The sequence below is a fragment of the Microbacterium sp. KNMS genome, from assembly GCF_053851835.1.
In genome coordinates this window covers 1-23628 of the sequence record NZ_JBSQBP010000009.1, presented here as the reverse complement: position 1 = coordinate 23628, position 23628 = coordinate 1, and the positions used below count along the sequence as shown (strand labels likewise).

The following is a 23628-nucleotide window of genomic DNA, read 5'->3' as shown; positions in this document are numbered from 1 at the left end:
GGCCGTCCGCTACTCGGCCATCCGCTCACCCGCGGGAGACAGCACCCACCACACGTCGTTGACGCCCTGGCCGTTCACGTCTCCGGCTGCGGCATCGCCCGCGAAGTAGTAGAGCGGCCAGCCGTTCAGCGTCACCTGCGTTTCGCCGTCGACGCCCTCGATGGTGCCCACCTCGCCGGTGACGCCCTCCACCTCCGGCAGGTCGCCCTCGACGGTCACGGCAGGCCAGTTCTCGGCGCACTGCCCCTCGCAGGTGCTGGCCCCGGCGCCCTGGGTGTCCTGGTCGAACATGTAGACGGTCATGCCCTCGCCGTCGACGACGATCTCGCCGAGCGGCGACTCGGCCACCATGAGGGTCGTGCCGTCGCCGGTCATCTCATCGGGCGAGGTCATGGGCTCCGAGGACCCCGACTCGGACGGCTCCTCCTCGGGCTCGGCGGCGGGCGCCGAGCAGCCGGCGAGCGCGAGCACGAGCACCCCTCCCCACACGGCCGACCTGATCACGTGCTTGCGGAACATGGCGATCCTCCGTTCACGACTGCGGTTCAGTCACCGGGGACACGATCCGCAGGCGCATCGGGTTCACTTCCCCTTCAGCGGTGCAGCGCGCATGAGAACGTCGCCCGTCGTCGACGAGCGGATGTCGATGCTCGCGATCTCGTCGGGGGCGAGGGCCGTGCCGGCGCTCAGGCGGGCCGTCGATCCGGCTGTCGCCCGCCAGGTCGACAGCGCGCTCTCCGTGCCGTCTGCCGCCGTGACGACGAGGGTGTAGCGCCACTCGCGGTCGGACGGGCCGTGTCCGTACGCGCACGTCATGTCGATGCGCGTGCCCCACGCCACCTCGGTGAGCTCCACCGACGCCTCGAGCGGCGCCGATCCGACGGGCACCATCGCGACCACCGTGCTCTGCGGCTGCGTGACGGTCACCACGACGGGCACCGCGACGAGCACAGCGGCGAGCGCGGCGACGACCGCGACGCCCGCGCGCCGGCGCCGTCGCGAGCGGCGTGCGCCGAGCGCGACGAGCTGCGCGCGACGAGCGGCGTCGGGCCCGTCGCTGACGCGCTCTGCCTCGATCAGACCGCGGCCTCGGTCGGGTTCCACCCGAGACAGGAGCCCGACGATCGGAGCGAGGTCGGCGATCGCCGCCCGACAGCGCTCGCACTCGACGAGGTGGGCCTCGAACGCGGCGCGGTCGGCCGAGCTCAGCGCGCCCAGCACGTAGGCGGCGTCCCACTCGGCGAACCGCTCGTGATCGGCGTTCATCGCGTCACCCCTCTCTCCTGCAGCGCGAGGCGCAGCGCCCGCAGCCCGTAGTGCAGCCGGGACTTGACCGTGCCCTCCGGGATGCCGAGGTCCGCGGCGATCTCGACGGTCGACAGGCCGCCGAAGTACGCGCGGACGACGACGTCGCGATGCGCATCCGAGAGGACGCCGAGCGCCTCCTCGATGAGCAGGGCGTCGAAGATCGCGTCGGTCGCGTCCCGCACAGCCGATTCCGGCGTCTCGGCGACCGCGATCTCACGGCGATGCCGCGCGCTGCGCGCCTCGTCGATGACGATGTGCCGCGCGACCGTGTACATCCACGAGCGGGCCGTCTCCGGATCCTGCGCGAGGATGCGCGGCGTGCGCCAGGCGCGCAGGAGCGTCTCCTGGACGACATCGTCGGCGCCCGCGCGATCTCCCGTGAGGTGGACGACGTAGCGCCACACCGGGGCCGCGTGCGCGTCGAACAGCGCACCCAGTCGTGTCGCGTCATCGCCCGGCATCGCACACCTCCCCACTGAGGCAACGAGATGCGCGGTGCCCGGGTTCATCTGAACCGCTCGCCCCGCCATCCCGTGTTCCGAGTATGAACCCGTTCGAGGTCGCCGGCCTCCCCCTCCATCCGCTCGTCGTGCACGGTACGGTCGTGCTCGTGCCCCTCACGGCTCTCGCGCTCGTGCTGGGTGCGATCCTCCCGTCGGCGCGTCGACGACTCGGCGCCGTGACGCCCCTCGCGGCCGTCGTGACCGTCGTGCTCGTGTACGTCGCGGTCGTGTCGGGCGGAGCGCTCAAGGAGGTCGTCGGTCCGCTGCCTCAGGTCGCGCGCCACGAGGCGCTCGCGGTGCTCGTCCCTCCCTGGACGATCGGGATGGCCGTGGTCGCGGTCGCGCAATGGCTCTGGTTCCGGCGGCGCCCGGCGGATGGCGCGAGCACGCGCGAGGCCTCTCGTCGCGATCGCGTCGTCGACGTCACGATCGCTGGTCTCGCTCTCGTCACCGCATCGGGAGCGACGGTCTCGGTCGTCCTCGCGGGCGAGGCGGGAGCGCGCGCCGTCTGGGGCGGCTGAGTCAGCGCCGCGGGCGCACGGCGACGATCGCCGCATGCGGCCTCGCGCCCGGATCGGCCCGCTGCTCGATGTCGGTGACCGCGAACCCGGCCGCCTCGAGAGCGCGCCGCATCTCGGCGGCCGGCCACCGGTGCGCGGTCACGACCTTGTGCGGGAACGGCTCGATGTCGGCCCCGTCGAAGAGCCCGATGAGCAGCGAGCCTCCCGGCGTCAGAGCACGCTCGAACTCGGCGAGGACCGCCGGGATCTCCGCGGGGTCGAGATGGATGAGCGGGGCCCGGCCTCGATCGAGGCTACGCCGGCCCGGGTCCCGCCGCACCGGAGTGGAACGGGCAGCGCCGGACGCGCCCGCCCGACGCGGGCATCGTCGGGAGCCTCCTCCGATTGACCTCCAGTCCGGAGCCGAGGATGGTCACCTGCGGGTCGCTGAGAGCGGCGATCGCGGTCGCGAGACCGGCGATCGCGAGCTTCTCACCGGGGCACCGATGCCCCGTCGCGACATCCGCGCCGCCGTGCGGCACGAACGCGGCGAGGGCCTCGTAGTCCTCGACGCCCGCGAACCGCTCCGGATCGAACTCGTCGGCGCGCTCCCACGAGCGCTCGTCGGTGTTCGTCCCGAGGATGTCGAGGACGACGCGTCCGCCTGCGGCGACGCGGCGGCCGTCGAGCTCGACGTCGGCGATGGCCCAGCCGGGGAGCATCGGCACGAACGGCGCGGTGCGCCGGATCTCCTGCGCGAACATCGTCGCGAGCAGGCCGCCCACGAGCGAGCCCCGCTCTCGCGTCTCCTCCGCGATGCGCTCGCGCCACGCGGGTCGGTCGTGCAGCTCCTTCGCGGCGAACGCGGCGAAGCGCGCGACCGCGATCATCGGCCGCATGCTGTTCTGCAGCTCGATGCCGGCCGTGCGCGCAGGCAGGGGTGCGCCATCCGGCTCCCGGTGGTCCGCCCAGGCGCGCAGCGCGGTGTCCGTCTCGGCCTTCAGCTCGCCGGCGCGGACAGCCGCGATCAGCCGCTCGGCATGGCGATCCGACCAGAGCCGGTTCGCGAGCGCGAGCAGATAGGCAGGCGAGTAGGGCGAGCCGAACCCGTCGACGATCTGGGCGAGCCGCCCCGCCCACCGCGTCTGGGCGTCGGCCGTGCCGGGCAGCCCCGCCCATCGCATCGACGCACGCCCGAACGCGCCGACCGCGGCATCGTACGCCGAGCGCGTGCCGCCGTCGCGCCATGCCTCGAGCTCGGTGCGCCACTCGCGCTCGAGGTGCGGGCCGAACCTCTCCACCTGCGCGTCCTCGTAGGCGACGTCGACGAAGGTCGCCTTGCGATGCCGGTGCGCCGCGCCGTCGAGACTGTGCACGGAGCCGTGCCCGAAGAGCGACTCCTGCACGATCGCGGGCATCGCCCCGTGCCTCGCGATGCGGCTCTCGTCGTAGAAGACCGCGACGCCCTCGGGGCCGCGCACGAAGAGCGTCTCGTCGCCGAGGAGCCGCATCGGCGCGGACCGCGCACCGTCGCGCACGCGGCTCCAGATGTGCGAGCCGAAGTCGTACCCGCGCAGGAGGAAGGACAGGGAGTCGTCGTGCAGCAGGTTGCCGAGTCGAGATGTCCGCATGCTCCCACCGTCTCAGGGATCAACGCGCCCCTCCAGGGGGCGGCGCCGAGCATGGCGGTGTGCTATCGGAGGACGCGTCATATCCACATGGCAGGATGACGGAGGACGCCCGCTCGCTCGGAAGGACCACTGCTCCATGCCCCTCTCCCCGAAACGCGGCGCCGCCGTTGCGCTCCTCGCGCTGCTGCTCCCTCTGGCCGCGTGCACGAACGGCGCCGAAGACGCCGCCCGCGCCGCGGCGGACGACCTCGCCCAGGCCCTGTCCGAGCGGACGCTCGACGGCGTCGCGCTCACGGAGCCGGACGCGGCCACCGCGTTCGACGAGCAGATCGCCCCGCTCGCGGACTACGCGGTGAAGGTGTCCGCCGACGAGGTCGAGCGGGACGGCGCCGAGGCGACCGTCGCCCTGCACTGGAGCTGGGATGTCGACGGCCACGAGTGGACCTACGACACGACGGCCGCCCTCGTGGAAGGCGAGGACGAATGGGCCGTCGACTGGACGCCCGAGACGCTCATCCCCGAACTCGGACCGGATGATCGGATCGAGATCCAGCGCACCTTCTCCCCGCGCGCCGAGGTCCTGGGAGGTGACGGAGCCCCCATCGTCACTGACCGCCCGGTCGGCCGGTATGGCCTCGACAAGACCGCGATCCCGGCGGAGGAGGTCGGCGCCTCGGCGGAGCGGATCGCGTCCGCCGTCGGCATCGATCCCGCCGCCTTCCGGGCATCCGCGGAGAGCGCCGGCCCTGAGGCCTTCGTGCAGGCGATCGTCGTGCGCGAGGGCGAGGAGGATCAGCACGTCGATCCCGCCTTTTCGAGCATCCCCGGCGCACTCGTCGTGCCCGACGAGATCCCGCTCGCGCCGACGCGCACGTTCGCGCGCGAGATCCTCGGCACCGTCGGCGAGGCGACGGCCGAGATCGTCGAGGACTCCGAGGGCGCCGTGCGAGCTGGCGACGAGGTCGGGCTCTCCGGCCTGCAGGCGCAGCACGACCGTCAGCTTCGCGGAACGCCGACCACCGTCATCGAAGCGGTCGGCGCCGAGGACGAGCGGCGCACGCTCGCGGAGTGGCCGGGCGAGGACGGTGAGCCGCTCGCGCTCACCCTGGATCCCGCCATGCAGATGCACGCGGAGGAGATCCTCGGCGGCCTCGGCGGCGAGGACGCGCCGGGGAGCGCGATCGTCGCCATCCGCCCGTCCACCGGCGAGATCCTCGCGGCGGCGAATGGCCAGGGCAATGCGGGCCTCAATCTCGCGACCACCGGCGAGTTCGCCCCGGGCTCGACCTTCAAGCTCGTGACGTCGCTCGCTCTCCTGCGATCCGGCGTCGCTCTCGACGACGTGCTGTCCTGCCCCGAGACGATCGAGGTCGACGGCTTCACGTTCAAGAACTACGACGACTACCCGGATTCGGCGCTGGGCGACGTGACCTTCCGCACCGCGATCGCGAACTCCTGCAACACGGCGCTCATCGGCGCTCGAGACCGGATCGCCGACGGCGCGCTCGCCTCCGCTGCCGCGTCCCTCGGGCTCGGCTCCGAGATCGACCTCGGCTACCCGGCCGGGCTCGGCCGGGTTCCCGAGCCCGAGAGCGAGACGGAGCGCGCGGCCGACCTCATCGGACAGGGGCGCATCATCGCCACGCCCCTGGCCATGGCGACGGTCGCCGCGTCCATCCAGGCCGGCGAGACGGTCGTGCCGCATCTGATCGCGGACCGGACGGGCGACGCCGAGCCGGCGGATCCGCTCACGGCAGACGAGGCGACCGCGCTGCAGACCCTCATGCGCGCGGTCGTCACCGAGGGCTCGGCGACCTTCCTGAACGGCATCGGCGAGGTCGGTGCGAAGACGGGCACGGCGGAGTACGGCGAGCCCGGCGAGGATGGCTCGCACCCCACGCACAGCTGGATGGTCGGCACGCACGGCGACCTCGCGGTCGCCGTGTTCGTCGAGGACGGGGAGTCGGGCGCCGAGACCGCCGGACCGCTGCTTCGGGCCTTCTTCGAACGCTGGTGACCCGCGGCGGCCCGATCAGGCTCGGGCCGCCGCGGCCCAGACCTCGCGCCACTTCGCCGCGAGCGAGTCGATCGTCTCGTGCGCGTTGAGCCCGCTCGGCTGAGGAACGACCCAGAGCGCCACGCTGTCGGGCCATCCCCGGGCGAGGGGCGGGTCCTGCGCTCCGAGCCTGGCCTTCGGCAGCGAGAACGCCGCGCGAAAGGCCGTGATGCCCGCCACCGCGACGACGCGGGGCCGGAGGCGCGCGACCTGCGCGACGACGCGGCGACCGCCTTCCCTCAGCTCGTCACGGCTGAGCTCGTCCGCGCGGGCGGTCGCGCGGCCGACGAGGTTCGTGATGCCGATCCCGCGCACGAGCAGCTGCTGCTCGTCTTCACCCGACAGCCCTGTCGATGCGTCCACCACGCGGTCCGTGAGACCGGCGCGCTGCAGTGACGGCCAGAACCGGTTGCCCGGACGGGCGAACGGCGCGTTGACCGCAGCGGTCCAGAGGCCAGGGTTGATTCCGACGATGAGCATCCGCAGGGCCTCTGGGTCCGCCGACAGGACATCGTCCATCGCTTGCGGGTCATCCGCCGCGAATCGCCGCAGGTCGTCCGCACGCGGCCGCCGCCCGCCGAGTGGCGACGGACGCCTCGGCTCCCCGAGCACGGGCGGCACGCCCTCGCGCGTGACGTAGCGGCGTTCGATCCCCGCGGTCGCGCGCGCCCAGGTGCTCTGGGCCATCCGCGACCGATGGGCGGCGAAGGCGCTCTCGTCCGCGAACACCTCATCGACCTGCCACGCGAGGGGGTCCGCGGTCGGGCGCACGTGGAACGCGAGGCACCCCGGCTCCGCGCGGGTCGTCGCGAGATGCGCGGGAAGGTGGCGCTCGACGCGCTCGGCCTCGGCGGGCGTCGCGCAGAGGAGGTGTCCCGTGAGGACGATGGGCATCAGGCGCCCCGGCCAGACGAGCGCGCGTCCGCGAGGCCCGGACGCGGGGCTGCGATGCCGCGGACGCAGACCGCGAGCGCCGTGCGCCAGGCCTGCTCCCCCTGCAGAGCGCGCCGGCGCTCAAGCGCCGCGAGCCCCTCGCAGAGGGCGTGGAACGCGCGGACCTGCGCCCCCAGCTCCGGTTCGTCGACCGAGCCGCCGACCCGCGCGACGCGTGCCCGGAGCTCGGCGAGCGCCTCACCCCGCGCCGCTTCCGCCGACGGCGCGTCGTCTGCCGTGGGGCGGTCGAGACCGAAGGCGAGAGCGTAGAGGGCCGGATGACGCGCGGCGAACGCGCGGAGCGCCAGTCCGGCCTCGACGAGGTCTGCCTCCGGGTCGTCGGTGACGGGCAGCTCGGCCACGCGGCGCCCGAGCATGTCGAACCCTCGCGCCGCGAGCCGCGCGAGGAGGTGGCCCTTGGAGGTGAACACGCTGTAGATCGCACGCGTCGTGACGCCGGTCCGCTCGGCGAGGGCGCGCATCGACAGAGCCGCGAGCCCGCCCTCCTCAAGCACCTGCTCGGCCGCCTCGAGCAGGTCCGCCTCGGTCTCGGCGCCGTACCGTCTGGGTCGTCCCACCTTGACAGACTATCGTCACATCGTTACGTTACGTTGTAATGAAACTCGGGAGGTCATCGTGGACCCCACTCTCTCCCCGGTCGGACAGCACGCCTTCGGCGGGCGCCTCGAGCGCTTCCGCCTCCTCCGGCGCGAGCTCTTCGCGCGTCGCGGTCTCGAGCTGGACGAGCACCAGGTCATCCGCAGAGACGGGAGCCGCATCCATCTCCTGTCATCCGGCGGCGACGACGAGGTCACCGTCTTCGTCCACGGCGGCGTGGGGAACAGCGCAGAGTGGGCGGACGTCGCGCCGCGCGTCACGGGTCGGGTCGCGATCGTCGACACGCCGGGCTTCGGCCTCTCGGATCCGCTCCCCTCCCCGATCGACGACTGGGGACGCGCCTGCGCGAGCTGGCTGCTCGACGTCGTCGACGCCCTCGGGGCGGCTCGCGTCCGCCTCGTCGGCTGCTCGATGGGCGGCTTCGCGACGATCCGGTTCGCGGCCGCTCACCCCGATCGCGTGGCGGGACTCACACTGGCGGGAAGCGCCGGCGGGCTGTTCGCGGACATCGGGCTCTTCCTGCGCCTGTGGACGGTCCCCGGCGTGGGCAAGGCGGTCTCGCGCCTGCCCCTGCGCGATCCGGAGGCCGTGCGCAGAAGGATGTTCGGGCCCTACGTGGCCGACCCCGCGCGGATCGCCGACGATGTGCTCGCGGTCGCCCTCGCGGGCGTGAACCTCCCGGGCGCGAGAGAGGCGAGCCGAGCGGTGATCCGCTCCGTCGCCGACGCGCGGGGCTGGAAGCCGGCGGCGCGCGTGGACGCTGTCCTGGTCGCCGCGGACGTGCCGACCGCCTTCGTGTGGGGCGATGCCGACATCCATGCTTCCCCCGACGTCGCACGCGCCCTCGCCGCGCAGATGAGCGCGGCCCGCGTCGTCGTCGTGCCGGCCGCCGGGCACATCCCCCACCTCGACCATCCCGACGCCGTCGCGGACGCCATCCGCTGATCGGCTCGCGGCGCGCCGCTCACGCCGCCGCGATGCGCCACTCCCCGCCGGGATCGCGCACGAGGCGGGCCTGCGCGAGGCCGAACGGCGGTGGTGCGACGCGTCGCCGCGCGTCCCAGAGCTCGATCTCGAAGGCGACGCACCGGACCACGACGAACGCGGGGTCGTCCGGTCCTGCCGGCCAGAAGGCTCGCCAGAACGGCATGAACCAGCGGCGGCGGGCGGCCGCGTCCTCGAGCATCTCCGCCGCACATCGGACGGTGACACAGGCACCGTCGCGTTCACGGAGGTACGAGAGGACGACCCTTCCGCTCCGGCGGATCTCGGCAGCCTTCCGACTGTGCGGCGACGTCCCGAAGTGCACGACGAGGTCGTCATCGGGCCGGAAGGGCTGCACAGCGCGGGCCCGCGGCCCACCCGGTGCGTCGGTGATGCACAGGCAGTAGCGAGCGCGCATCGTCGCGCGGGCGACGTCGAGCCAGACGTCGACGGATGCGCGGTGCGCGCGGATGCCCCGGCGGCGCACCACCGCGCCGATCCGCTCGAGGAGAGCGCGCCGGGCTCGCCGGACGCGCGAAGTGGACCGCGCGCTCACCGGGGCAGCTCGATTCGCGCGAGACGAGCGGGCCCCGCGTAGGCGTCGATGGCGACGATGCGCTCGCCGGCCACCGAGAAGGCCATCACCGACACCGGACGCTCCCCCACCTCGATGACGACGCCCGGCCGTCCGTCGACGAGCACGGGCACGAGCCGCGCGTCGGGGTTCGCGAACATCATCGCGTTGCCCGCGACCGCCTCGGCACCGCGCACCACACGGAGGGGCGAGGTCGCCGTGTCCGCGCGGAGGACGACGTCGGGATCGAGCACGGCGATGAGACGCGGCAGGTCGCCCGCGCGGGCCGCCGCGAAGAACGCATCGAGGACGGTCCGCTGCCGCCGCGGGTCCGCGTCGCCACCTCCTCCCGCCGCCTGCACACGACGCCGTGCACGGGACGCGAGCTGGCGCACTGCCGCGGGAGACCGCTCGAGAAGCTCCGCGATCTGCTCGAAGGGGACGTCGAAGGAGTCGTGCAGCACGAAGGCGACGCGCTCCGCGGGGCTGAGCCGATCGAGGACGAGCATGAGAGCGGCGCCGACGGCGTCTGACAGCTGCGCCGCGACATCCGGAGCGCCCTCCGGAGTGTCCGTGTCCACGACGGGATCGGGCAGACCCTGTTCGTACGCGATCTCGTTGCGGGTCGCGCGAGCGCGCAGCGCATTCAGACACACGCGCGATGTCACGGTCGTGAGCCAGCCGCCGAAGTTGTCGACGTCATCGTCGCCTGCGCGTGACACGCGAAGCCACGTCTCCTGGACCGCGTCGTCGGCGTCTGAGGCGGATCCGAGCATGCGCTGGGCGAGCCGTGCGAGCCGCGGTCGGTGCTCCTCGAAGCGGATGGCGAGGTCGTTCTGATCGGTCATGTCACATTCCCTCTGTTCGGCGGGTCACTCTACTGACCGCCCGAAACGCGGCGGTGTGACAGCACAGATGCGATACGAGGAGACCACCATGACTGACACCGCTCTGCTCACCCCCGCCGACGCCGACGCCGTCGTGGCGCACAAGGCGCGCATGCCCCATCCTGCCTTCCTCCTGGAGGGCGGGCTCGATGCCCTCACCGGGCTGAACCGCGTCGCCCGCTCGGCAGGACTGCCCGAGCCCCTCCTGCATCTGCTCTGCCTGCGCGCGAGCCAGATCAACGGCTGCAGCTGGTGCGCGGTCGACCACGCACGCGAGATGAGCGAGGACGGCGCATCGCCCGAGCGGATCCACTCGGTCGCCGCCTGGCGCGATGCGCCGTACTTCACCGAGCGAGAGCGGGTCGCGCTCGAGTTCACGGAGGCGATCACCCGCCTCGCCGATCACCACGACCCGATCTCGGACGAGCTCTGGTCGCGCATGACCGAGCTGTTCGACGCTCGCCAGATCTCGGCGCTCCTGTTCGAGATCGGCGCGATCAACGTCTGGAACCGGATCAACGCAGCCATCCGTCAGCCCGCAGGGCGGCGCTGAGCACGCCGGGCCGCGCCGCGTGAACGGCGGCGCGGCCCTGACCTGCGGCGCATCCCCCTACGCGGCGAGCGCGGCGGACGAGACGATCTCATCCACGCGCGCCGCGTCGGGCTCGTCGAGGGTGTCGTAGATGAGGTGGACACGGGCGTCGCGGATCCCGCAGAACTCGGAGATGCCGACCCGCAGCTGGACATCGAGCGCCGTGTCGAATCCGTGGCGCGCGTAGTACGCCGACGAGGCGCCGGCCAGGCCGATCCAGAGCATGCGCGTGCCGTGGAGAGTCGACGGCTCGTAGGCGAACCCCCGGTTCCACACCCGATCGACCCAGCCCTTGGCGATCGCAGGCAGACCGAACCACCACACGGGGAAGACGACGACAACGAGGTCCGCGGCGGCGATGCGAGCCATGTGCGCCCGGACCTCCGCCGAGTACTCTTTCGTGTGATCGGCCCAGTCGGGCTCGTCCGCGGTGCGCAGCGACGGATCGAAGCCCTCCGCATACAGATCCAGGACGTCCACCGTGCTGCCCTCGGCGCAGAGCGTGTCCCGAACGCGCGCCGCCGTGGCGGCGGTCAGCGAATCACGGCGTGGATGTGCGACGACGACGAGCGCGTGCATCGATCTCGACTCCCTTCGGCGGTGGCACCGCATACTTGATCGGCTCAAGCATTACCGTGGCACATTTGCTTGATTGGATCAAGTGTTATGCTCGGCGCATGGCAGCTCCGTCAGGACCCGTGTCGGCATCGACGGACGCCGAGCGCGCGATGTTCGACTTCGTCGACGCCTACGACAGGGCCTATGAGATCGCGGCCGCGCAGCACGAGATGAGCGTCGCCCAGGCATGCGTGCTCGGACGCATCTCGACGCCGCGCGGGATGCGCGAACTCGCCGACGAACTCGAATGCGACGCATCGAACATCACGCAGATCGTCGGCCGACTCGAGGCGCGAGGACTGGTGGAGCGCCACGCGAATCCCGACGACCGCAGGTCTCGACTGCTCATCCGCACGCCGTCCGGTGAAAGCCTCAACGCCGCCTTCGAGCAGAGCTTCGCGTTCGCGAGGACAGCCGTCTCCCGACTCAGCGCTGACGAGCAGAGCCAGCTGGCCCAGCTCCTGCACAAGGCACTCGGACGAGCCTCGGCCTGACGCCGCGCGGGCTGAGACGGCGGCGTGGCCCGAGGATTCGTCACGTCGCACCGGCAGGAGCCATCCGCCCCTCCCCGACTCGCAGCCCGACAGCGCTCAGCCCGCGGCCCGCGGCCCGCGACATCCTCGCCGCTGCAGCCCGGACGCGGTCGCGCAGCTCGTCCGGGCCGTCGATCGTCACCTCGCCGTCGAGGGCCGCGATCACGGGCGGCAGCCAGTCGAGGCTCTCGGCATGGATCTCCGCCCGATACCAGGGCAGGCCGTCCTCGGTCGCACCCTCTCCGTCGTCCAGCCGCTCGAGCCGGGCCACGCTCCGCGGCAGGTGAGGTCGGATGCGATCCTCGGTCGCCCGGATGCGCAGCACCACCTCCCACCGGTAGTCCGCGTCGGCGAACCGATCGAGCAGGCCCTCGGCATCCGGCCGGCGCGGCGGAGCGAAGGTCTCGCGCAGAGATCGAGCTGACCGAACCCTGTCGACGCGGAAGGTCCGCTCCTCCTCCCGATCCGTATCGAAGGCGATGAGATACCACCGATCCCCGTGCGCCACCAGGCCATGCGGATGGACCACTCGTCGGGAGAGCGCGCCGTGACGGTTGACGTACCGGAGATCGAGCGCCCGCCGAGACGCGACGGCCTCCGCCAGGGTCAGCGTGATGGCAGGATCGGGAGCAGCGGCACCGCCCTGAGGGGTGCGCATCGTCGCACCGAGAAGGGCGTCGACCCGCTCCGCCTCCGCGGCCGGGAGCGCTCGCCGGATTTTGGTGAGGGCCGTCTGCGCGGCGATCTCGGGCTCACCTGACGCCGCCTGGGCGCGGACGAGCCCGAGATAGACAGCCACCGCCTCCTCGGCGCTGAACATGAGCGGGAGGACCCGCTCGCCCGGCGCCAGTCGATAGCCGCCGTAGCGCCCCCGCAGCGTCTCCACGGGCAGCCCGAGATCGACCAGCCGCGCCATGTCCCTGCGGATGGTCCGCTCATCGACGCCGAGCCGATCGGCCAGCTCGCCGACCGTGCGCTGGTGCGCGGACTGCAGGAGGTCGAGCAGGCGCAGGGCGCGAGCGGTCGTGTCGGCCATCCATCCATTGTCCTCCGCATACAGGACACTTTGCGCCCGGTATCGCTCGTAGCGTCATGTCCGTGGCCGAGTGCGTCGGCCACGGACATCACAGAAGGAGAAGGCTATGGAGCTGGCAGCCACCCGCATCATCACCGACGACGTCGACGCTCTCGTCGCGTTCTACGAAGCAGTCACCGGAGCAGCCGCCGAGCGGCTCCACCCGATGTTCGCCGAGCTTCGGACGCCATCCGGCACGCTGGCCATCGCGAGCTCCGCGACCGTGCACCTGCTCGGAGACGGTGCCGCCGAGGCCCACGCGAACCGCAGCGTCGTGCTGGACTTCCTCGTCGACGACGTGGACGCGACCTACCGGGCCGTTCAGGACGTCGTCGAGGTGTTCGTCAACGCGCCGACGGACATGCCCTGGGGCAACCGGTCGCTGCTCGTCCGCGACCCGGACGGCAACCTCATCAACCTCTTCACGCCGATCAGCGAAGCGGGCCGGCGGCGCTTCGCGAAGGACGTCGGCGCCGAGCGCTGAAGGCGCGCCTCCTCCCTCGGCGCGGAACGCCACCACGGGCGCTATGCTCGGCGCCGAGCGCGGAAGCCGCGTTCTTCCGGCGCCTCGTCCGATCGGAGAGCTCATGACCACCACCTCGGCCACCGGCGACGCGCCTGCCGCGTCCGCGCAGCACGGGATGACGCCGATCCCCATCCCCGAGCAGCCCGACGCCATCGAACTCGGGACGGGACAGCTGCCGGAGGCTTCAGCACCCGAGGCGTGGCACAGCCAGTACGGAAGCATGTTCGCTCGCAATGTCGGCACCGCCACCCTCACGCCGTTCCTGCCCGACCCGGCCACGGCGACGGGCACCGCCGTGATCGTGGCTCCGGGCGGCGGATTCATGTCGCTGTCCATGGAGAACGAGGGGTGGGACGTCGCTCGCGCGCTCGCGAACCGTGGCGTCGCCGCCTTCGTGCTGAAGTACCGTCTCAAGCCGACTCCAGAGGATCTGGACGACTTCGACGCGGCGATCAGGGCGATGCTGGCCGCACCGCGCCTGTCGGACCGGCATGACCCGGCCACGGCGCTCCGCGGGCTCGATGCGCAGATCGCCGACGCTCGCGCCGCATTCGCGCTCGTGCGAAGCCGCGCGGACGAGTGGATGATCGATCCCGCGCGCGTCGGCATGGTCGGCTTCTCCGCGGGTGCGATGCTGACGGTCGCAACGGCCCTTGTCGGCGGGGATGCGAAGCCGGCGTTCATCGGCGATGTCTACGGCCCGCTCACGGCCTTCGACGTCCCTGAGGACGCCCCGCCGCTGTTCATCGCGCTCGCCGCGGACGATGGCCTGATGGACCCGAGGGGGTTTCCCCTCGTCGAGAGCTGGCGCGCTGCGGGGCGGCCGGTCGAGCTCCACTTCTATGAGCGAGGCGGCCACGGCTTCGGCATGTATCCGAAGGAGACGACCAGCACGGACTGGTTCGGCTCGTTCGTGAGCTGGATGAGGATGCACGGTCTGCTGGAGCGCGCTGAGCCGACGTCTCGCTGAACGCTGCGACTGCGCTACAGGCTGCTCGGCTTCTCGCCCCTGATGAAGCCGTCCTGCAGGTATCCCCCCACGGAGTCGAGCACTGCGCGGCACATGCCTGTAAGCGCGGCGTGATCATCCGCCCCGCGGTCGACCCAGGCGGCAAGACCGAAGGGATCCTGGTTCGCGCGCAGCTCGCGCAGGAGCCACTTCCCGGTCCCGACCCAGGCGGGCATCGAGCACAGGGCCAGCTCAGCGCCGACGAGCGCCGAGAGGCTGTACCGGCGCGCTCGATGTCCAACCAGACCTGCAGCGCGTCCGGGCCGTAGACGAAGGCCTCCACCAAGCGCCCATTGTGCGTGGTGGTCTGAACGAACGCCGTCGTCGTCGACCATTCGCCGGGCAGCACCACGAGAATGTCCAGGTCCGAGGTCTCGGTCGCTCTCCCGGACGCAGCGCTCCCCCCGAGGACGCCGCAGACGCCTGCGGGTAGTCGGCGCGCACGAGTGCTCGTGCGCATTCAACGAAGTCCGTCACGACAGCCGCTCTCGCACGACGGCCTCGGGAGGCCGACACTCGTCGTGCGGGAACTCACCCCACCGTCTCGCCGAGCTGCGCTTGGATCTGGCGAATCGTCGATCCGAGCACGCCGCGGGACAGAAGTCCAGCTGCGAGCGGACCTGACGGGTCGGCGCCGAGGGGCGGGAGCAGACGCAGCGCCTCACGCTCGCGCTCGCTGAGGTCCGCCACTTGCCAGCGCACTTCCTCCTGCACCAGCTCCGGCTGCTCGGGGTGCGCAAGCGAGATCGCCTTCGCTGCGTACGCCGCCGCGCCCAGCGCGTGAGCGGCCATGTGGGCGACAGCCGCCGCCTGGCCGACGGCGCGAGCGGCCGCCACTCCCGCGGAAGTGGTCGCTGCGCGTGCCGCTTTCAGAGCGACGAGGCGCTTTCGGATCTCCTGCCCAGCACTGCTGTCCCCGGCGCTGTAGGCACGAGTGCGGGCGACGGCATCAAGGATCTCATCTCGCGCCACGTCGTCGGCATCGAACAGCGGGAGCACCCGCTCAGCGCAGGACAGCGCCCACCGCGCCAGCACGCGCCGGTCGGAGTCGCTCAATGTCTGATTCGACACCACCCGGCGAGGATATCCGACGCGGGCGACGCGCTGAGGTTGAATTGCTCAGCCTTCACGGCGCGGCTCGGTTCAGACGTCAACCCATCCGTACTGTCGTGCACCTTCTTATCGCCAGGCTCTTCCCGAGACGCCTTTGTGCGGGTCATCGCCGACCCGCGACTCAACGGCGATGACGCGGGCCCGGGCTTGGTCACATCAGTGGCGACCGATTCTTCTCGAACGCGAACATCAGATCCGGAATGGAGCGTTCCTCCGCTCCTGCAGCGGGGGAAGTGTCATGCGGGTCGGGGTGACCCGGATGGAAAAACTCCACGATGCGGAAGCCACATTTGTTCACATAGAAGTGGATGTTCCTCGTATCGTCGTACGGTGTCATGGTCTTCCAAACCCTGACCCCCGGATAATGCGCCTCAATGGCCGCCCAAAGCTCCGAGCCGAGTCCCCGCCCGTGCTCCCCCGCATCGATGAACAACAGGTCCAACGAAGCGGCGAGACCACCCTCCTTAATCGAGACGACAGCGCCGCCTACGCCATTCCCGCCTTCTCGAACGTCCCATGTATCGGCGCCGGGGTGATCCATCGACTGATAGATCTCCGCTTCAGAAATCACTGGATCACTTGAGTCATTGTCAAAATACGCCGCCGCACCGACATCGAAAGAGCCTTGAAGGCGCGTCACGAACTCCTGTCGATCAGACGTCGCGAGTTTGTGCAACACGAGCGAATTCGCTTCAGAAACCACCATGATCCAGACCTTCCTTCGAAGCAGCAGAGTTTAGTTCGAGTACTGAAACTCATCCAATTGCTTTACGGAACAACCTCGGGTCGCCCAGTCCGACTGACGCTGTGGAGGGCCATCCGGCTTCTGCGTGACGATTGAGTGCACCCGCCGACTTCTGGGAACTCAGCCCGGGATGTGGCATCGATGACAGACCGGGTCAGTTCTGGGGACAACGCGCCGGACTCCCCACGTCGCCGCTGTCATGACCGTAGACATGCTCGCAAGCGCAGACCGCGTCGCAGGGGTCCGCAGCCGGGCACCGGACGATCACGCTCTCATCGAAGCGGCGAGGACCATCGTCCAGAGCGAACTGAGATCAACGCGAGGTACGTCGAAGGCATCGACGGCGCGACCGATTGGACGTTCATCGCGCGAGAGATCATAGGGAAGCCACACTCTCGCACCGTACCCACCCTGATCCACGAGGAGAGCTCGATGCCGCCTCAGTGCATGCGCCGTGGGCGACGGCTCCCGCGAGCTCCCGGCAGGGCCGTGCAACTGCAGGCCCACGAGGCCATCACCGCCGAGGTCGCTGACCGCGCTGGAGTCCCCTCTCGCAGTAGTGAACAGTCGCGCACGCCACCTTCAGCGGCGTGATCGCTGCGATCTGCTCCCTGACTGATCCTCGGCGCGGTCCGGCTCGTCGTGCCCCTGCAGGTTGATCCAGAACTCCGCCGAGGTGCCGAAGTACGTCGCGAACCACCCGATTACCTTCGACCAGGGGATAACGCAACGCGTCAACAGCGCCTACACGTTGAAGCGGAACTCCACCGAGTTCCGGCACGTACGACCATCTGCATCACCGGCGGGCCCGTTCACGTGGCGTTGGCGATCTTCTCGGCGGCGCAGCTGAGCGCTTCGCGGGCTTCCGGGAGCTGCGGGACGCCGACGAAGACGTGGAACGCGTCGGGGTAGAGGTGGAGCCCCGCCCGCGTGCCGGCGGCGACGGCCTTGTCGACAAAGCACTGTGCGTCGGGAGCGAACATGTCATTACCGCCCTGGAACACCGCGATCGGTGGCAGGCCCTCGAGCGTGTCGTTGATCGGGCTGATCCACGGGTCGGTCGTCGGCCGGGTGCCGGCCCAGCGGTCGGCGGCCCAGCGGAGGCCGTCGCTCCCGAGCATGGGGTCGCGGGGTCAATGGCGACGATCTCAGGGTTGGTCATGCTGGCATCGACCCACGGCGAGAACAGCAGCACGGCGGCCGGCGCGGTCTGGTGCTCGTCGCGTGCTCGCAGGGTGTAGGCCATCACGATGGCAGCGCCCGCGGAGTCGCCGGCGATCACGAGTGGAAGCCCGGACGCGACAACGGTGTCGTACACGCGGTGCAACTTCGGGTACGCCTCGTCACCGGTGTGCTCGGGCGCGAGCGCGTGCAGCGGGGCGGTGATGCGCATCGCGGTGTGCTCGACGAGACGCTCGATGATGTGCCAGTGCGGCTTGACGAGGGGGTGCACGTATGCGCCGCCGTGGATGTAGACGAGATCGCCAACGGGTTCGGTGCTCTTCTCCACTGAGTTCCGGCACGGACAACCATCTGCGTCAACTGCCCGCCACGGACCTCAAGAGTGGTCGGCGACCAACCTGCCACGCACGTCGAGATCGTGGCGGTCCTCCGGGCGGAGGTCGTAACCGAGCCTCAGCGCCATGAGTCGCGCGGCGCACGCGACAACCACCGGGCGATCTCCGATCACTCCGACCGCGCGCTCGCGCGCTCGGTGGACAAACGTGTCTTCACCGAAGCCCTGCTGGACCCCGTCCCCGACACAGTCCACGTCCATTGGATGGATGTCGACCGCCCTGTCGCCGGCGCGCAGCTCAACTCGGATCGGACGCCAGTCCTCCACGATGCTGTATCCGCGACCGAGCAACCATTCCATGAGGGCGTCGACCGTCGTCGAGTCGACGAACACATCCAGATCACCATGCGATCTGGTCTGGGAACCGTGCAGAGCGTCAACGGCCCATCCGCCGTTGACCTGATAGACGACTGATCGCTCCTCGAGCCAGCCAACGACTCGGACGACCTCAGCGGCGTCCATCCCGCTGAAGGTCATGCGGATTGCAGCGGCGCGATGGCGTCGATCTGCTCAGCTGCGCGATCCTCTGCGAGGTCGAGATCGTACTGCGCCTGCAGGTTGAGCCAGAACTGGGCGGACGTACCGAAGTACTTGCCGAGCCGCAGTGCGGTGTCCGCCGTGATCGCGCGCTTGCCGTGGACGATCTCGTTGATCCGCCGCGGGGGCACGCCGATCGAGACGGCGAGCTTGTTCTGGGTGATGCCGAAGGCCTCGACGAAATCCTCCATGAGGACCTCGCCCGGGTGGATCGGCGCGAGCTTGTCAGTGGTAGTCAACGATCTCCACCTCCTCTGGTCCGGCGTCGGTCCACGTGAAGCAGATCCGCCACTGGTCGTTGATCCTGATGCTGTGTTGTCCGGCTCGGTCGCCTTTCAGTGCTTCGAGCCTGTTCCCTGGCGGCACCCGAAGGTCATCGAGCGACTCCGCGGCTCCCACCTGACGAAGCTTGCGGAGGGCGACCCGATGGATCCGAGGATCGATCGAGCGCACCCGCTCCCGTCGCCAGAATCGTTCGGTGTCCTTGTCCCCGAACGACCTGATCACCCGTCCAGTGTATAACGTCGCACGTTAATAACGCTACACGTTAAACCGGAACTCCACCACGTCGCCACGGTTGGCGAATGTTTGTTGACCTCGCGCCCCGGTGGCTCCGTAGCTCGCCCGTGACGGAGTCCGGGACCTCGGCCAACTTCCGCTCCTTATGCACGCCGTTGGGGCGCCTCCGATCCGCGGGCCTGGCCTCGATCGTGGACCGTCACGGACTTGCAGGTCGGCGCTACGGGCCAGGACCGCCGCGAGACCTCGAGGGCGTCGGCGGCGTCCACGGCGAGGCGCTGTGGAGTCGAACGTGTGCTCGCCTCTCGATCAATGCGGGCGGTCAGGAGACTTCCCTGCTCAACTTGCCCAGCCATTCGACGAGCAGCTGAGTCTCGGTGGCGCCCAGGATGTGTGGATGTGCAGCGGCAACCTCGATCGCCGCGTTGAGGGCGTCTCCCTGTCCGGTCGCCGTGCCGGTAATCGCCGCCATCACTCCCTCGCGCACAGCGTGGCTCAGCTCCGGGTCCGGCTGCGCAAGGATGATCTGGCGCAGGGTGACGCCGATGTTCGAGACGAGGACATGGGCTGCGGCCTGATCCGGCGACACCGCCAGGCGACCCTGATCAGCGGCCCGCGAGGTGAGCCCTTTCAGTATCTCGTTCGCTCTCGACTGGCCGGCGGGCGAGTGACCCGGGCTGACCTTGCCGTACATGAGGGTGTAGAAGCCCGGGTTGGTCAGGCCGAATGCGACGTGGGCATCCCATCCGGCCCGTATGCCCTGGATCGGGTCTCCTGAGGACTCCATCGCCGCCTTCTCGCCGAGGTAGAGGTCGAAGCCGTGCTCGACGACGGCGTCGATCAACCCCTGCTTGGAGCCGAAGAAGTGGTACAGGGTCGGCATCTTCACGCCCACCGCGTCGCATACCGCGCGCAGGGAGAAGCCCTCGCCGGGCGAGGCGGCGATGAGGTCAGCGGCAGCGGAGATCAGCCTCTCCCGTGTATCACTCGACGCCATCTCCATCATGTCGCTATAGTACCGTGTGTAGCCACGCTACATTGATACATACTGGTGACACAGAGGAAGCACGATGACCGAGCACACTCTCGCAGGAAAGAACGTCCTCATCGCCGCGGGCGCGAAGAACCTCGGCGGCCTGATCGCCCGCCAGGCGGCCGAGGCCGGGGCGAACGTCGCGATCCACTACAACTCCGATTCGACGCGCCCGGACGCTGAGCGGACCCTTGCCGCTGTCGAGGCCGCCGGGGTCAAGGGCGCGATGTTCCAGGGTGATCTCACCGTCCCGGCCAACGTCGAGCGGCTGTTCGCCGATGCGGAGGCGGCGATCGGGAAGATCGACGTCGCCGTGAACACGGTCGGCAAGGTGCTGCGCAAGCCGATCGTCGAGACGACTGAAGACGAGTACGACTCGATGTTCGACATCAACTCCAAGGCCGCGTACTTCTTCATCAAGGAGGCCGGCAGGAAGCTCGCCGACGGCGGGAAGGTCATCACGATCGTCACCTCGCTGCTCGCGGCGTTCACCGACGGGTACTCGACCTATGCCGGCGGCAAGTCCCCTGTGGAGCACTTCACTCGTGCAGCGGCGAAGGAGTTCGCTGAGCGGGGCATCTCGGTCACCGCGATCGCGCCGGGGCCGATGGACACCCCGTTCTTCTACGGGCAGGAGACCCCTGAGCGGGTCGAGTTCCACAAGTCGCAGGGCATGGGGAACCAGCTGACCAAGATCGAGGACATCGCACCCATCGTGCGCTTCCTCGCGACCGAGGGCTGGTGGATCACCGGGCAGACGATCTTCGCCAACGGCGGCTACACCACTCGCTGACAGGGAGGGATGAGATGACGGACCTGACGATCCCCGAGCCCGTGTCGTCGTTCATCGACGCCGTCAACCGACACGACGAGACGGCGTTCCTCGGAGCGTTCACCCCGGACGGCGCGGTCGACGACTGGGGCCGCGTGTTCACAGGACGCGACGAGATCAAACGATGGAGCGACAAGGAGTTCATCGGGGCGCGCGGCACGCTCGCCGTCGAGGAGGTCGACGTCGCGGGCGGCACGATCACCGTCGTCGGCGACTGGCGTTCGAACTACGCCAACGGACGCTCCACGTTCATCTTCGACATCGCAGGCGACAAGCTCGCGAAGATGACCATCCGCGAGGGCTGAGAACGCTTCTTCGCACCTCGAGCGGGCGTCTAGCATCCGGACGCCCGCTCGAGGTGCGCCACCACAGCTTTTCCCACGACCCGGAGGTATCCCCGATGGCCGCCGCTGCACTCGCCCGCCCCGGGCACCGCCGCTCCGAGGTGGGCCCCGTCGAGCTCTTCTTCGACCTGGTCTACGTCTTCGCGATCATCCAGCTGTCGCACGTGCTGATCGAGCATCTCTCCTGGGAGGGGGCCGCACAGACCGTCGTGGTGTTCGCCGCGGTGTGGTGGGGTTGGAACTACACGACCTGGGCGATGAACTGGCTCGACCCCGGTCGCACACAGGTCCAACTGCTCTGCGGAGTGCTCATGCTCACGGCGCTGGGCGTGTCCATCGCCATCCCACGTGCGTTCGAGGATGCGGCCTGGCTCTTCGTCGGCTGCTACCTGCTCATGGGCGTCATCCGCCCGGTCTTCATGATGATCGCGTACCGCGGTCACCGTCTCGCGGCCAACTACCGGATGCTGCTGCTGTGGACCCTCCTGGCGGGTGTGTTCTGGGTGCTCGGGGCGGCACTGCCCGCAGAATCGAGACTCGCCCTGTGGGTGGTTGCGGTCGTGGTCGACTATGCCGCGCCCCTCGCGCAGTACCGCATCCCGGGGCTCGGCTCCGCTCCGATGGAGCACTGGGACACCGATGCCGACCACCTCGCCGAACGCAACCGCCTCGTGTTCATCATCGCGCTCGGAGAGTCGATTCTGCTCATGGGCGGTAGCATCGTCGCCAGCGGACAGCTCACTGGATCACTTGCCTTGAGCGCAGTGATCGGTTTCGCGTCGCTGTTCGTCCTCTGGTGGAACTACTTCGCACTCGCAGGCCCGGAGACTCGCGGCGGCGATTCCTCGACGGCGGCACTGCGTTCGGCGTATGCGTACGCTCACGCGCTCATGGTCCTCGGCGCAATCCTCGTCGCGGTGTCGATCGAGCTGAGACTCTCGCACGACCACCTCACCCCTGCCACCGTCCTGGTGACATCGGCCGGACCGCTCGTCTACCTCGTCGGCAACATCCTCTTCCTCCGATCCCGCTTCGGACGCCTCACCCGATCCCGCTTCATCGCCGCCGCCGTGCTCATGGTGCTGACATTCGTCGCGATGCCGCTGGCCAGACACCTCCCAGTGAGCGCCTTCAGCGTCGCCGTGCTCGCCGTGACCGCCACCCTCGCAGCACACACGGCCTACACCGCGCGACGCCAGGCGCAAGAGGACTCTCCACAGCAAACTTGACCGGTCATTCAAGAATGGCATGGTCGGGGTTGCGCAGTTCGATCGGCACGAGGTGCTGCTGTCCTCCGCGCGCACCTTCGCCGAGCACGGCTTCGAAGCGTGCAGCGTGAATCGACTTGTGGACGCGACGGGGCTGCAGAGGGGAAGCCTCTATGGAGCATTCGGCAGCAAGGCAGGGCTTTTCCGCGAGGCGTTCAAGGTCGACCGAGACGAGCGCAGATCGAAGCCTCGTGACAGATCTGCTCATCGTGGCTCTGAGGGAGCGGGCTGCGACGGACCCATTGGTGGCGGAGATCTCGAAGCGCACCGTAGCGGCAATGGAGGCACAGCCGTCTTCGGTCGCCGATCAGGTGTACTCCCGACTGCTCCAACGTGCAGGATTGACTTCCTGACCCGCGCAACCGACTGAAGAAGGAGAAGAAGATGGCCGATGTGACTATCAAGGATGGCGAACTCGTCGTGCGGATCCAGGGGATCCGCGAGCTCGGCACGCTCTAGAGCGAGCTGTCGATACCGCTGACACAGGTTCACGGGGCGACATTCGACCCTGAACTGTCGATCGAGTGGCCTGGGCTCACCGACGCCAAGCACTGGCCCGGACGCAAGATCATGGGGATCGACGCCTACGGGCGGTACCTTGGCGGAACATTCTCTGACTCTGTCGGTGAGTCCTGACAGCACATGTCGGTGAGAACCGACAGCACTCGCGCCAGGAGGGGTTTGGATGTCGGTGAGTCTCGACAGCACCCGGGTGCTGGGTGGATGATGGGGCATCGCCCGTGGTGACGCGGGGTGGTGTCGGTGAGAGATTCTCGAGTTGGGCTGTACGCGGCGATCCGGCGTGATGCTCGTGATGGCCTCTCGAAGCGTGCGTTGCAACGCAAGTACGGCGTCGGGTTCCGCACCGTCGCCGCCGCGCTCGAGTCAGCCTGGCCTGGTGAGCGGAAGGCGTTGCCTCGGCGGGCTTCGCGGCTGGATCCGTTCACGGATGTGATCGATGGCTGGTTGCGGGCTGATCTGTCTGCGCCGAGGAAGCAGCGGCACACGGTGGTGCGGATCCATCAGCGGCTTCTCGACGTGAAGTAGTTCAGAGCGTCGGTGACGCTCATCTCGAAGACGTCGGCGATGTTGCGGCCTTGGACGTGGTGGCGCTGCGCTTCGGGCGTGAATCGCCGCCCGTCGCAGGCTTCACAACGGGTGAGCACGCCGTCCATGAATGCGAGGTCGGTGTCGATGACGCCGTGTCCTTCGCATGAGGAGCACCCACCGGTGGAGTTAGGCCGTGTTGCTGAATGTGGGTGTGGAGCCTTTGGGTGATTCTTGAGTCGTGTCGCGAGATGTCATCACGGACGA

General features: G+C 69.6%; 31 protein-coding genes and 3 pseudogenes. 11 read left to right on the top strand and 23 right to left on the bottom strand.

The window, feature by feature from the left end; all coding sequences use genetic code 11:
* Positions 1 to 9 precede the first annotated feature (9 nt).
* From ACWXWW_RS07310 to ACWXWW_RS07300, 3 genes are all read right to left on the bottom strand, one after another.
* The gene (locus ACWXWW_RS07310) at positions 10 to 519 is read right to left on the bottom strand and encodes a COG4315 family predicted lipoprotein (RefSeq protein WP_282979540.1); all 510 of its coding nucleotides are present in this window, start codon (positions 517 to 519) and stop codon (positions 10 to 12) included.
* Positions 520 to 582: 63 nt separating this feature from the next.
* Positions 583 to 1266, bottom strand: coding sequence for a zf-HC2 domain-containing protein (locus ACWXWW_RS07305; protein WP_455969479.1), 684 nt, complete (start codon positions 1264 to 1266; stop codon positions 583 to 585).
* On the bottom strand, positions 1263 to 1769 hold the full coding sequence (locus ACWXWW_RS07300; protein WP_271173708.1) for a sigma-70 family RNA polymerase sigma factor: 507 nt from the start codon (positions 1767 to 1769) through the stop codon (positions 1263 to 1265). Before ACWXWW_RS07300 ends, ACWXWW_RS07305 begins: the two co-directional genes overlap by 4 nt.
* 83 nt (positions 1770 to 1852) lie before the next feature.
* On the opposite strand from ACWXWW_RS07300, the gene ACWXWW_RS07295 reads away from it, so the two are divergent.
* On the top strand, positions 1853 to 2332 hold the full coding sequence (locus tag ACWXWW_RS07295) for a DUF2231 domain-containing protein (RefSeq protein ID WP_455969478.1): 480 nt from the start codon (positions 1853 to 1855) through the stop codon (positions 2330 to 2332).
* A 1-nt stretch (position 2333) separates the two neighbouring features.
* Here the strand turns inward: ACWXWW_RS07295 and ACWXWW_RS07290 are convergent, their stop codons facing one another.
* The gene (locus ACWXWW_RS07290) at positions 2334 to 2651 is read right to left on the bottom strand and encodes a hypothetical protein (RefSeq protein WP_455969477.1); all 318 of its coding nucleotides are present in this window, start codon (positions 2649 to 2651) and stop codon (positions 2334 to 2336) included.
* On the bottom strand, positions 2626 to 3942 hold the full coding sequence (locus tag ACWXWW_RS07285; RefSeq protein ID WP_455969476.1) for a cytochrome P450: 1317 nt from the start codon (positions 3940 to 3942) through the stop codon (positions 2626 to 2628). Before ACWXWW_RS07285 ends, ACWXWW_RS07290 begins: the two co-directional genes overlap by 26 nt.
* A gap of 136 nt (positions 3943 to 4078) precedes the next feature.
* On the opposite strand from ACWXWW_RS07285, the gene ACWXWW_RS07280 reads away from it, so the two are divergent.
* Positions 4079 to 5959, top strand: a complete 1881-nt coding sequence (locus ACWXWW_RS07280; RefSeq protein WP_455969475.1) for a penicillin-binding transpeptidase domain-containing protein — start codon at positions 4079 to 4081, stop codon at positions 5957 to 5959.
* A 15-nt stretch (positions 5960 to 5974) separates the two neighbouring features.
* Here ACWXWW_RS07280 and ACWXWW_RS07275 read toward each other — a convergent pair whose 3' ends face one another.
* From ACWXWW_RS07275 to ACWXWW_RS07265, 3 genes and pseudogenes are all read right to left on the bottom strand, one after another.
* Positions 5975 to 6517: a mismatch-specific DNA-glycosylase gene (locus ACWXWW_RS07275; RefSeq protein ID WP_455969534.1), complete on the bottom strand. Its 543-nt coding sequence runs from the start codon at positions 6515 to 6517 to the stop codon at positions 5975 to 5977.
* Between the two features lie 162 nt (positions 6518 to 6679).
* Positions 6680 to 6892, bottom strand: a pseudogene (locus ACWXWW_RS07270) (putative quinol monooxygenase); the annotation flags it as partial.
* Positions 6892 to 7509 (bottom strand): TetR/AcrR family transcriptional regulator, encoded by a 618-nt coding sequence (locus tag ACWXWW_RS07265; RefSeq protein ID WP_271173713.1) that lies wholly within the window; start codon positions 7507 to 7509, stop codon positions 6892 to 6894. The pseudogene ACWXWW_RS07270 and the gene ACWXWW_RS07265, both read right to left, overlap by 1 nt.
* 58 nt (positions 7510 to 7567) lie before the next feature.
* Here ACWXWW_RS07265 and ACWXWW_RS07260 point away from each other — a divergent pair, with 58 nt between their 5' ends.
* Complete coding sequence (locus ACWXWW_RS07260; RefSeq protein ID WP_455969474.1) at positions 7568 to 8494, top strand: alpha/beta fold hydrolase; 927 nt, start codon at positions 7568 to 7570, stop codon at positions 8492 to 8494.
* A gap of 19 nt (positions 8495 to 8513) precedes the next feature.
* Here the strand turns inward: ACWXWW_RS07260 and ACWXWW_RS07255 are convergent, their stop codons facing one another.
* Complete coding sequence (locus ACWXWW_RS07255) at positions 8514 to 9023, bottom strand: pyridoxamine 5'-phosphate oxidase family protein (protein ID WP_455969473.1); 510 nt, start codon at positions 9021 to 9023, stop codon at positions 8514 to 8516.
* A 62-nt stretch (positions 9024 to 9085) separates the two neighbouring features.
* Entirely contained in the window at positions 9086 to 9955 is an 870-nt protein-coding gene (locus tag ACWXWW_RS07250) for a sigma-70 family RNA polymerase sigma factor (protein WP_455969472.1), read from the bottom strand.
* An 88-nt stretch (positions 9956 to 10043) separates the two neighbouring features.
* Here ACWXWW_RS07250 and ACWXWW_RS07245 point away from each other — a divergent pair, with 88 nt between their 5' ends.
* Positions 10044 to 10547 (top strand): carboxymuconolactone decarboxylase family protein, encoded by a 504-nt coding sequence (locus ACWXWW_RS07245; RefSeq protein ID WP_324014442.1) that lies wholly within the window; start codon positions 10044 to 10046, stop codon positions 10545 to 10547.
* Positions 10548 to 10604: 57 nt separating this feature from the next.
* Here ACWXWW_RS07245 and ACWXWW_RS07240 read toward each other — a convergent pair whose 3' ends face one another.
* Positions 10605 to 11165 (bottom strand): NAD(P)H oxidoreductase, encoded by a 561-nt coding sequence (locus ACWXWW_RS07240; protein ID WP_455969471.1) that lies wholly within the window; start codon positions 11163 to 11165, stop codon positions 10605 to 10607.
* A 98-nt stretch (positions 11166 to 11263) separates the two neighbouring features.
* On the opposite strand from ACWXWW_RS07240, the gene ACWXWW_RS07235 reads away from it, so the two are divergent.
* Positions 11264 to 11698 carry a MarR family winged helix-turn-helix transcriptional regulator gene (locus tag ACWXWW_RS07235; RefSeq protein WP_455969470.1) on the top strand — a complete coding sequence of 145 codons (435 nt, stop codon included), beginning with the start codon at positions 11264 to 11266 and terminating at the stop codon, positions 11696 to 11698.
* A 40-nt stretch (positions 11699 to 11738) separates the two neighbouring features.
* Here ACWXWW_RS07235 and ACWXWW_RS07230 read toward each other — a convergent pair whose 3' ends face one another.
* Positions 11739 to 12773, bottom strand: a complete 1035-nt coding sequence (locus ACWXWW_RS07230; protein WP_455969469.1) for a helix-turn-helix transcriptional regulator — start codon at positions 12771 to 12773, stop codon at positions 11739 to 11741.
* 106 nt (positions 12774 to 12879) lie between these two features.
* Between ACWXWW_RS07230 and ACWXWW_RS07225 the strand changes: the two genes are divergently transcribed.
* Together ACWXWW_RS07225 and ACWXWW_RS07220 are read left to right on the top strand one after the other, a co-directional pair.
* Positions 12880 to 13296, top strand: a complete 417-nt coding sequence (locus ACWXWW_RS07225) for a VOC family protein (protein ID WP_455969468.1) — start codon at positions 12880 to 12882, stop codon at positions 13294 to 13296.
* A gap of 103 nt (positions 13297 to 13399) precedes the next feature.
* Entirely contained in the window at positions 13400 to 14308 is a 909-nt protein-coding gene (locus ACWXWW_RS07220) for an alpha/beta hydrolase (protein WP_455969467.1), read from the top strand.
* 14 nt (positions 14309 to 14322) lie between these two features.
* On the opposite strand, the gene ACWXWW_RS07215 is transcribed toward ACWXWW_RS07220, so the two are convergent.
* The 10 genes and pseudogenes from ACWXWW_RS07215 to ACWXWW_RS07170 form a co-directional block, all read right to left on the bottom strand.
* Complete coding sequence (locus ACWXWW_RS07215) at positions 14323 to 14523, bottom strand: hypothetical protein (protein ID WP_455969466.1); 201 nt, start codon at positions 14521 to 14523, stop codon at positions 14323 to 14325.
* 170 nt (positions 14524 to 14693) lie between these two features.
* Positions 14694 to 14807: pseudogene (locus tag ACWXWW_RS07210) on the bottom strand (nucleotidyltransferase domain-containing protein); the annotation flags it as partial.
* A 71-nt stretch (positions 14808 to 14878) separates the two neighbouring features.
* Positions 14879 to 15421, bottom strand: a complete 543-nt coding sequence (locus ACWXWW_RS07205) for a putative immunity protein (protein ID WP_271173723.1) — start codon at positions 15419 to 15421, stop codon at positions 14879 to 14881.
* 190 nt (positions 15422 to 15611) lie between these two features.
* Positions 15612 to 16166 (bottom strand): GNAT family N-acetyltransferase, encoded by a 555-nt coding sequence (locus ACWXWW_RS07200; protein ID WP_271173724.1) that lies wholly within the window; start codon positions 16164 to 16166, stop codon positions 15612 to 15614.
* Positions 16167 to 17017: 851 nt separating this feature from the next.
* Positions 17018 to 17326 (bottom strand): alpha/beta hydrolase, encoded by a 309-nt coding sequence (locus tag ACWXWW_RS07195; RefSeq protein WP_271173725.1) that lies wholly within the window; start codon positions 17324 to 17326, stop codon positions 17018 to 17020.
* Between the two features lie 83 nt (positions 17327 to 17409).
* Positions 17410 to 17658: pseudogene (locus ACWXWW_RS07190) on the bottom strand (alpha/beta hydrolase fold domain-containing protein); the annotation flags it as partial.
* A gap of 105 nt (positions 17659 to 17763) precedes the next feature.
* Positions 17764 to 18243, bottom strand: coding sequence for a nucleotidyltransferase domain-containing protein (locus ACWXWW_RS07185; protein WP_455969465.1), 480 nt, complete (start codon positions 18241 to 18243; stop codon positions 17764 to 17766).
* Between the two features lie 11 nt (positions 18244 to 18254).
* A complete protein-coding gene (locus ACWXWW_RS07180; RefSeq protein ID WP_271173728.1) occupies positions 18255 to 18557 on the bottom strand; it encodes a HigA family addiction module antitoxin in 303 nt (100 codons plus the stop codon).
* Entirely contained in the window at positions 18544 to 18825 is a 282-nt protein-coding gene (locus ACWXWW_RS07175; protein ID WP_271173729.1) for a type II toxin-antitoxin system RelE/ParE family toxin, read from the bottom strand. Before ACWXWW_RS07175 ends, ACWXWW_RS07180 begins: the two co-directional genes overlap by 14 nt.
* A gap of 334 nt (positions 18826 to 19159) precedes the next feature.
* Positions 19160 to 19843, bottom strand: coding sequence for a TetR/AcrR family transcriptional regulator (locus ACWXWW_RS07170; protein ID WP_455969464.1), 684 nt, complete (start codon positions 19841 to 19843; stop codon positions 19160 to 19162).
* 64 nt (positions 19844 to 19907) lie between these two features.
* Here ACWXWW_RS07170 and ACWXWW_RS07165 point away from each other — a divergent pair, with 64 nt between their 5' ends.
* The 4 genes from ACWXWW_RS07165 to ACWXWW_RS07150 all read left to right on the top strand — a co-directional run bounded on the left by ACWXWW_RS07165 (position 19908) and on the right by ACWXWW_RS07150 (position 22684).
* On the top strand, positions 19908 to 20663 hold the full coding sequence (locus ACWXWW_RS07165) for an SDR family oxidoreductase (protein ID WP_167997760.1): 756 nt from the start codon (positions 19908 to 19910) through the stop codon (positions 20661 to 20663).
* A gap of 14 nt (positions 20664 to 20677) precedes the next feature.
* Positions 20678 to 21007 (top strand): nuclear transport factor 2 family protein, encoded by a 330-nt coding sequence (locus ACWXWW_RS07160; RefSeq protein ID WP_455969463.1) that lies wholly within the window; start codon positions 20678 to 20680, stop codon positions 21005 to 21007.
* 95 nt (positions 21008 to 21102) lie between these two features.
* Entirely contained in the window at positions 21103 to 22275 is a 1173-nt protein-coding gene (locus ACWXWW_RS07155) for a low temperature requirement protein A (RefSeq protein ID WP_455969462.1), read from the top strand.
* 19 nt (positions 22276 to 22294) lie between these two features.
* Positions 22295 to 22684, top strand: coding sequence for a helix-turn-helix domain-containing protein (locus ACWXWW_RS07150; protein ID WP_455969461.1), 390 nt, complete (start codon positions 22295 to 22297; stop codon positions 22682 to 22684).
* 652 nt (positions 22685 to 23336) lie between these two features.
* Here the strand turns inward: ACWXWW_RS07150 and ACWXWW_RS07145 are convergent.
* Positions 23337 to 23489, bottom strand: coding sequence for a hypothetical protein (locus tag ACWXWW_RS07145; RefSeq protein WP_455969460.1), 153 nt, complete (start codon positions 23487 to 23489; stop codon positions 23337 to 23339).
* Positions 23490 to 23628: the final 139 nt, after the last annotated feature.

Bases quoted from the DNA above. Each gene is read 5' to 3' on its own strand.
- ACWXWW_RS07310 (WP_282979540.1), bottom strand. From the start codon at position 519: ATGTTCCGCAAGCACGTGATCAGGTCGGCCGTGTGGGGAGGGGTGCTC.
- ACWXWW_RS07305 (WP_455969479.1), bottom strand. From the start codon at position 1,266: ATGAACGCCGATCACGAGCGGTTCGCCGAGTGGGACGCCGCCTACGTG.
- ACWXWW_RS07300 (WP_271173708.1), bottom strand. From the start codon at position 1,769: ATGCCGGGCGATGACGCGACACGACTGGGTGCGCTGTTCGACGCGCAC.
- ACWXWW_RS07295 (WP_455969478.1), top strand. From the start codon at position 1,853: ATGAACCCGTTCGAGGTCGCCGGCCTCCCCCTCCATCCGCTCGTCGTG.
- ACWXWW_RS07285 (WP_455969476.1), bottom strand. From the start codon at position 3,942: ATGCGGACATCTCGACTCGGCAACCTGCTGCACGACGACTCCCTGTCC.
- ACWXWW_RS07280 (WP_455969475.1), top strand. From the start codon at position 4,079: ATGCCCCTCTCCCCGAAACGCGGCGCCGCCGTTGCGCTCCTCGCGCTG.
- ACWXWW_RS07275 (WP_455969534.1), bottom strand. From the start codon at position 6,517: ATGGACGATGTCCTGTCGGCGGACCCAGAGGCCCTGCGGATGCTCATC.
- ACWXWW_RS07250 (WP_455969472.1), bottom strand. From the start codon at position 9,955: ATGACCGATCAGAACGACCTCGCCATCCGCTTCGAGGAGCACCGACCG.
- ACWXWW_RS07245 (WP_324014442.1), top strand. From the start codon at position 10,044: ATGACTGACACCGCTCTGCTCACCCCCGCCGACGCCGACGCCGTCGTG.
- ACWXWW_RS07240 (WP_455969471.1), bottom strand. From the start codon at position 11,165: ATGCACGCGCTCGTCGTCGTCGCACATCCACGCCGTGATTCGCTGACC.
- ACWXWW_RS07235 (WP_455969470.1), top strand. From the start codon at position 11,264: ATGGCAGCTCCGTCAGGACCCGTGTCGGCATCGACGGACGCCGAGCGC.
- ACWXWW_RS07230 (WP_455969469.1), bottom strand. From the start codon at position 12,773: ATGGCCGACACGACCGCTCGCGCCCTGCGCCTGCTCGACCTCCTGCAG.
- ACWXWW_RS07225 (WP_455969468.1), top strand. From the start codon at position 12,880: ATGGAGCTGGCAGCCACCCGCATCATCACCGACGACGTCGACGCTCTC.
- ACWXWW_RS07220 (WP_455969467.1), top strand. From the start codon at position 13,400: ATGACCACCACCTCGGCCACCGGCGACGCGCCTGCCGCGTCCGCGCAG.
- ACWXWW_RS07215 (WP_455969466.1), bottom strand. From the start codon at position 14,523: ATGCCCGCCTGGGTCGGGACCGGGAAGTGGCTCCTGCGCGAGCTGCGC.
- ACWXWW_RS07200 (WP_271173724.1), bottom strand. From the start codon at position 16,166: ATGGTGGTTTCTGAAGCGAATTCGCTCGTGTTGCACAAACTCGCGACG.
- ACWXWW_RS07195 (WP_271173725.1), bottom strand. From the start codon at position 17,326: ATGCTCGGGAGCGACGGCCTCCGCTGGGCCGCCGACCGCTGGGCCGGC.
- ACWXWW_RS07185 (WP_455969465.1), bottom strand. From the start codon at position 18,243: ATGGACGCCGCTGAGGTCGTCCGAGTCGTTGGCTGGCTCGAGGAGCGA.
- ACWXWW_RS07170 (WP_455969464.1), bottom strand. From the start codon at position 19,843: ATGATGGAGATGGCGTCGAGTGATACACGGGAGAGGCTGATCTCCGCT.
- ACWXWW_RS07165 (WP_167997760.1), top strand. From the start codon at position 19,908: ATGACCGAGCACACTCTCGCAGGAAAGAACGTCCTCATCGCCGCGGGC.
- ACWXWW_RS07160 (WP_455969463.1), top strand. From the start codon at position 20,678: ATGACGGACCTGACGATCCCCGAGCCCGTGTCGTCGTTCATCGACGCC.
- ACWXWW_RS07155 (WP_455969462.1), top strand. From the start codon at position 21,103: ATGGCCGCCGCTGCACTCGCCCGCCCCGGGCACCGCCGCTCCGAGGTG.
- ACWXWW_RS07150 (WP_455969461.1), top strand. From the start codon at position 22,295: ATGGTCGGGGTTGCGCAGTTCGATCGGCACGAGGTGCTGCTGTCCTCC.
- ACWXWW_RS07145 (WP_455969460.1), bottom strand. From the start codon at position 23,489: ATGGACGGCGTGCTCACCCGTTGTGAAGCCTGCGACGGGCGGCGATTC.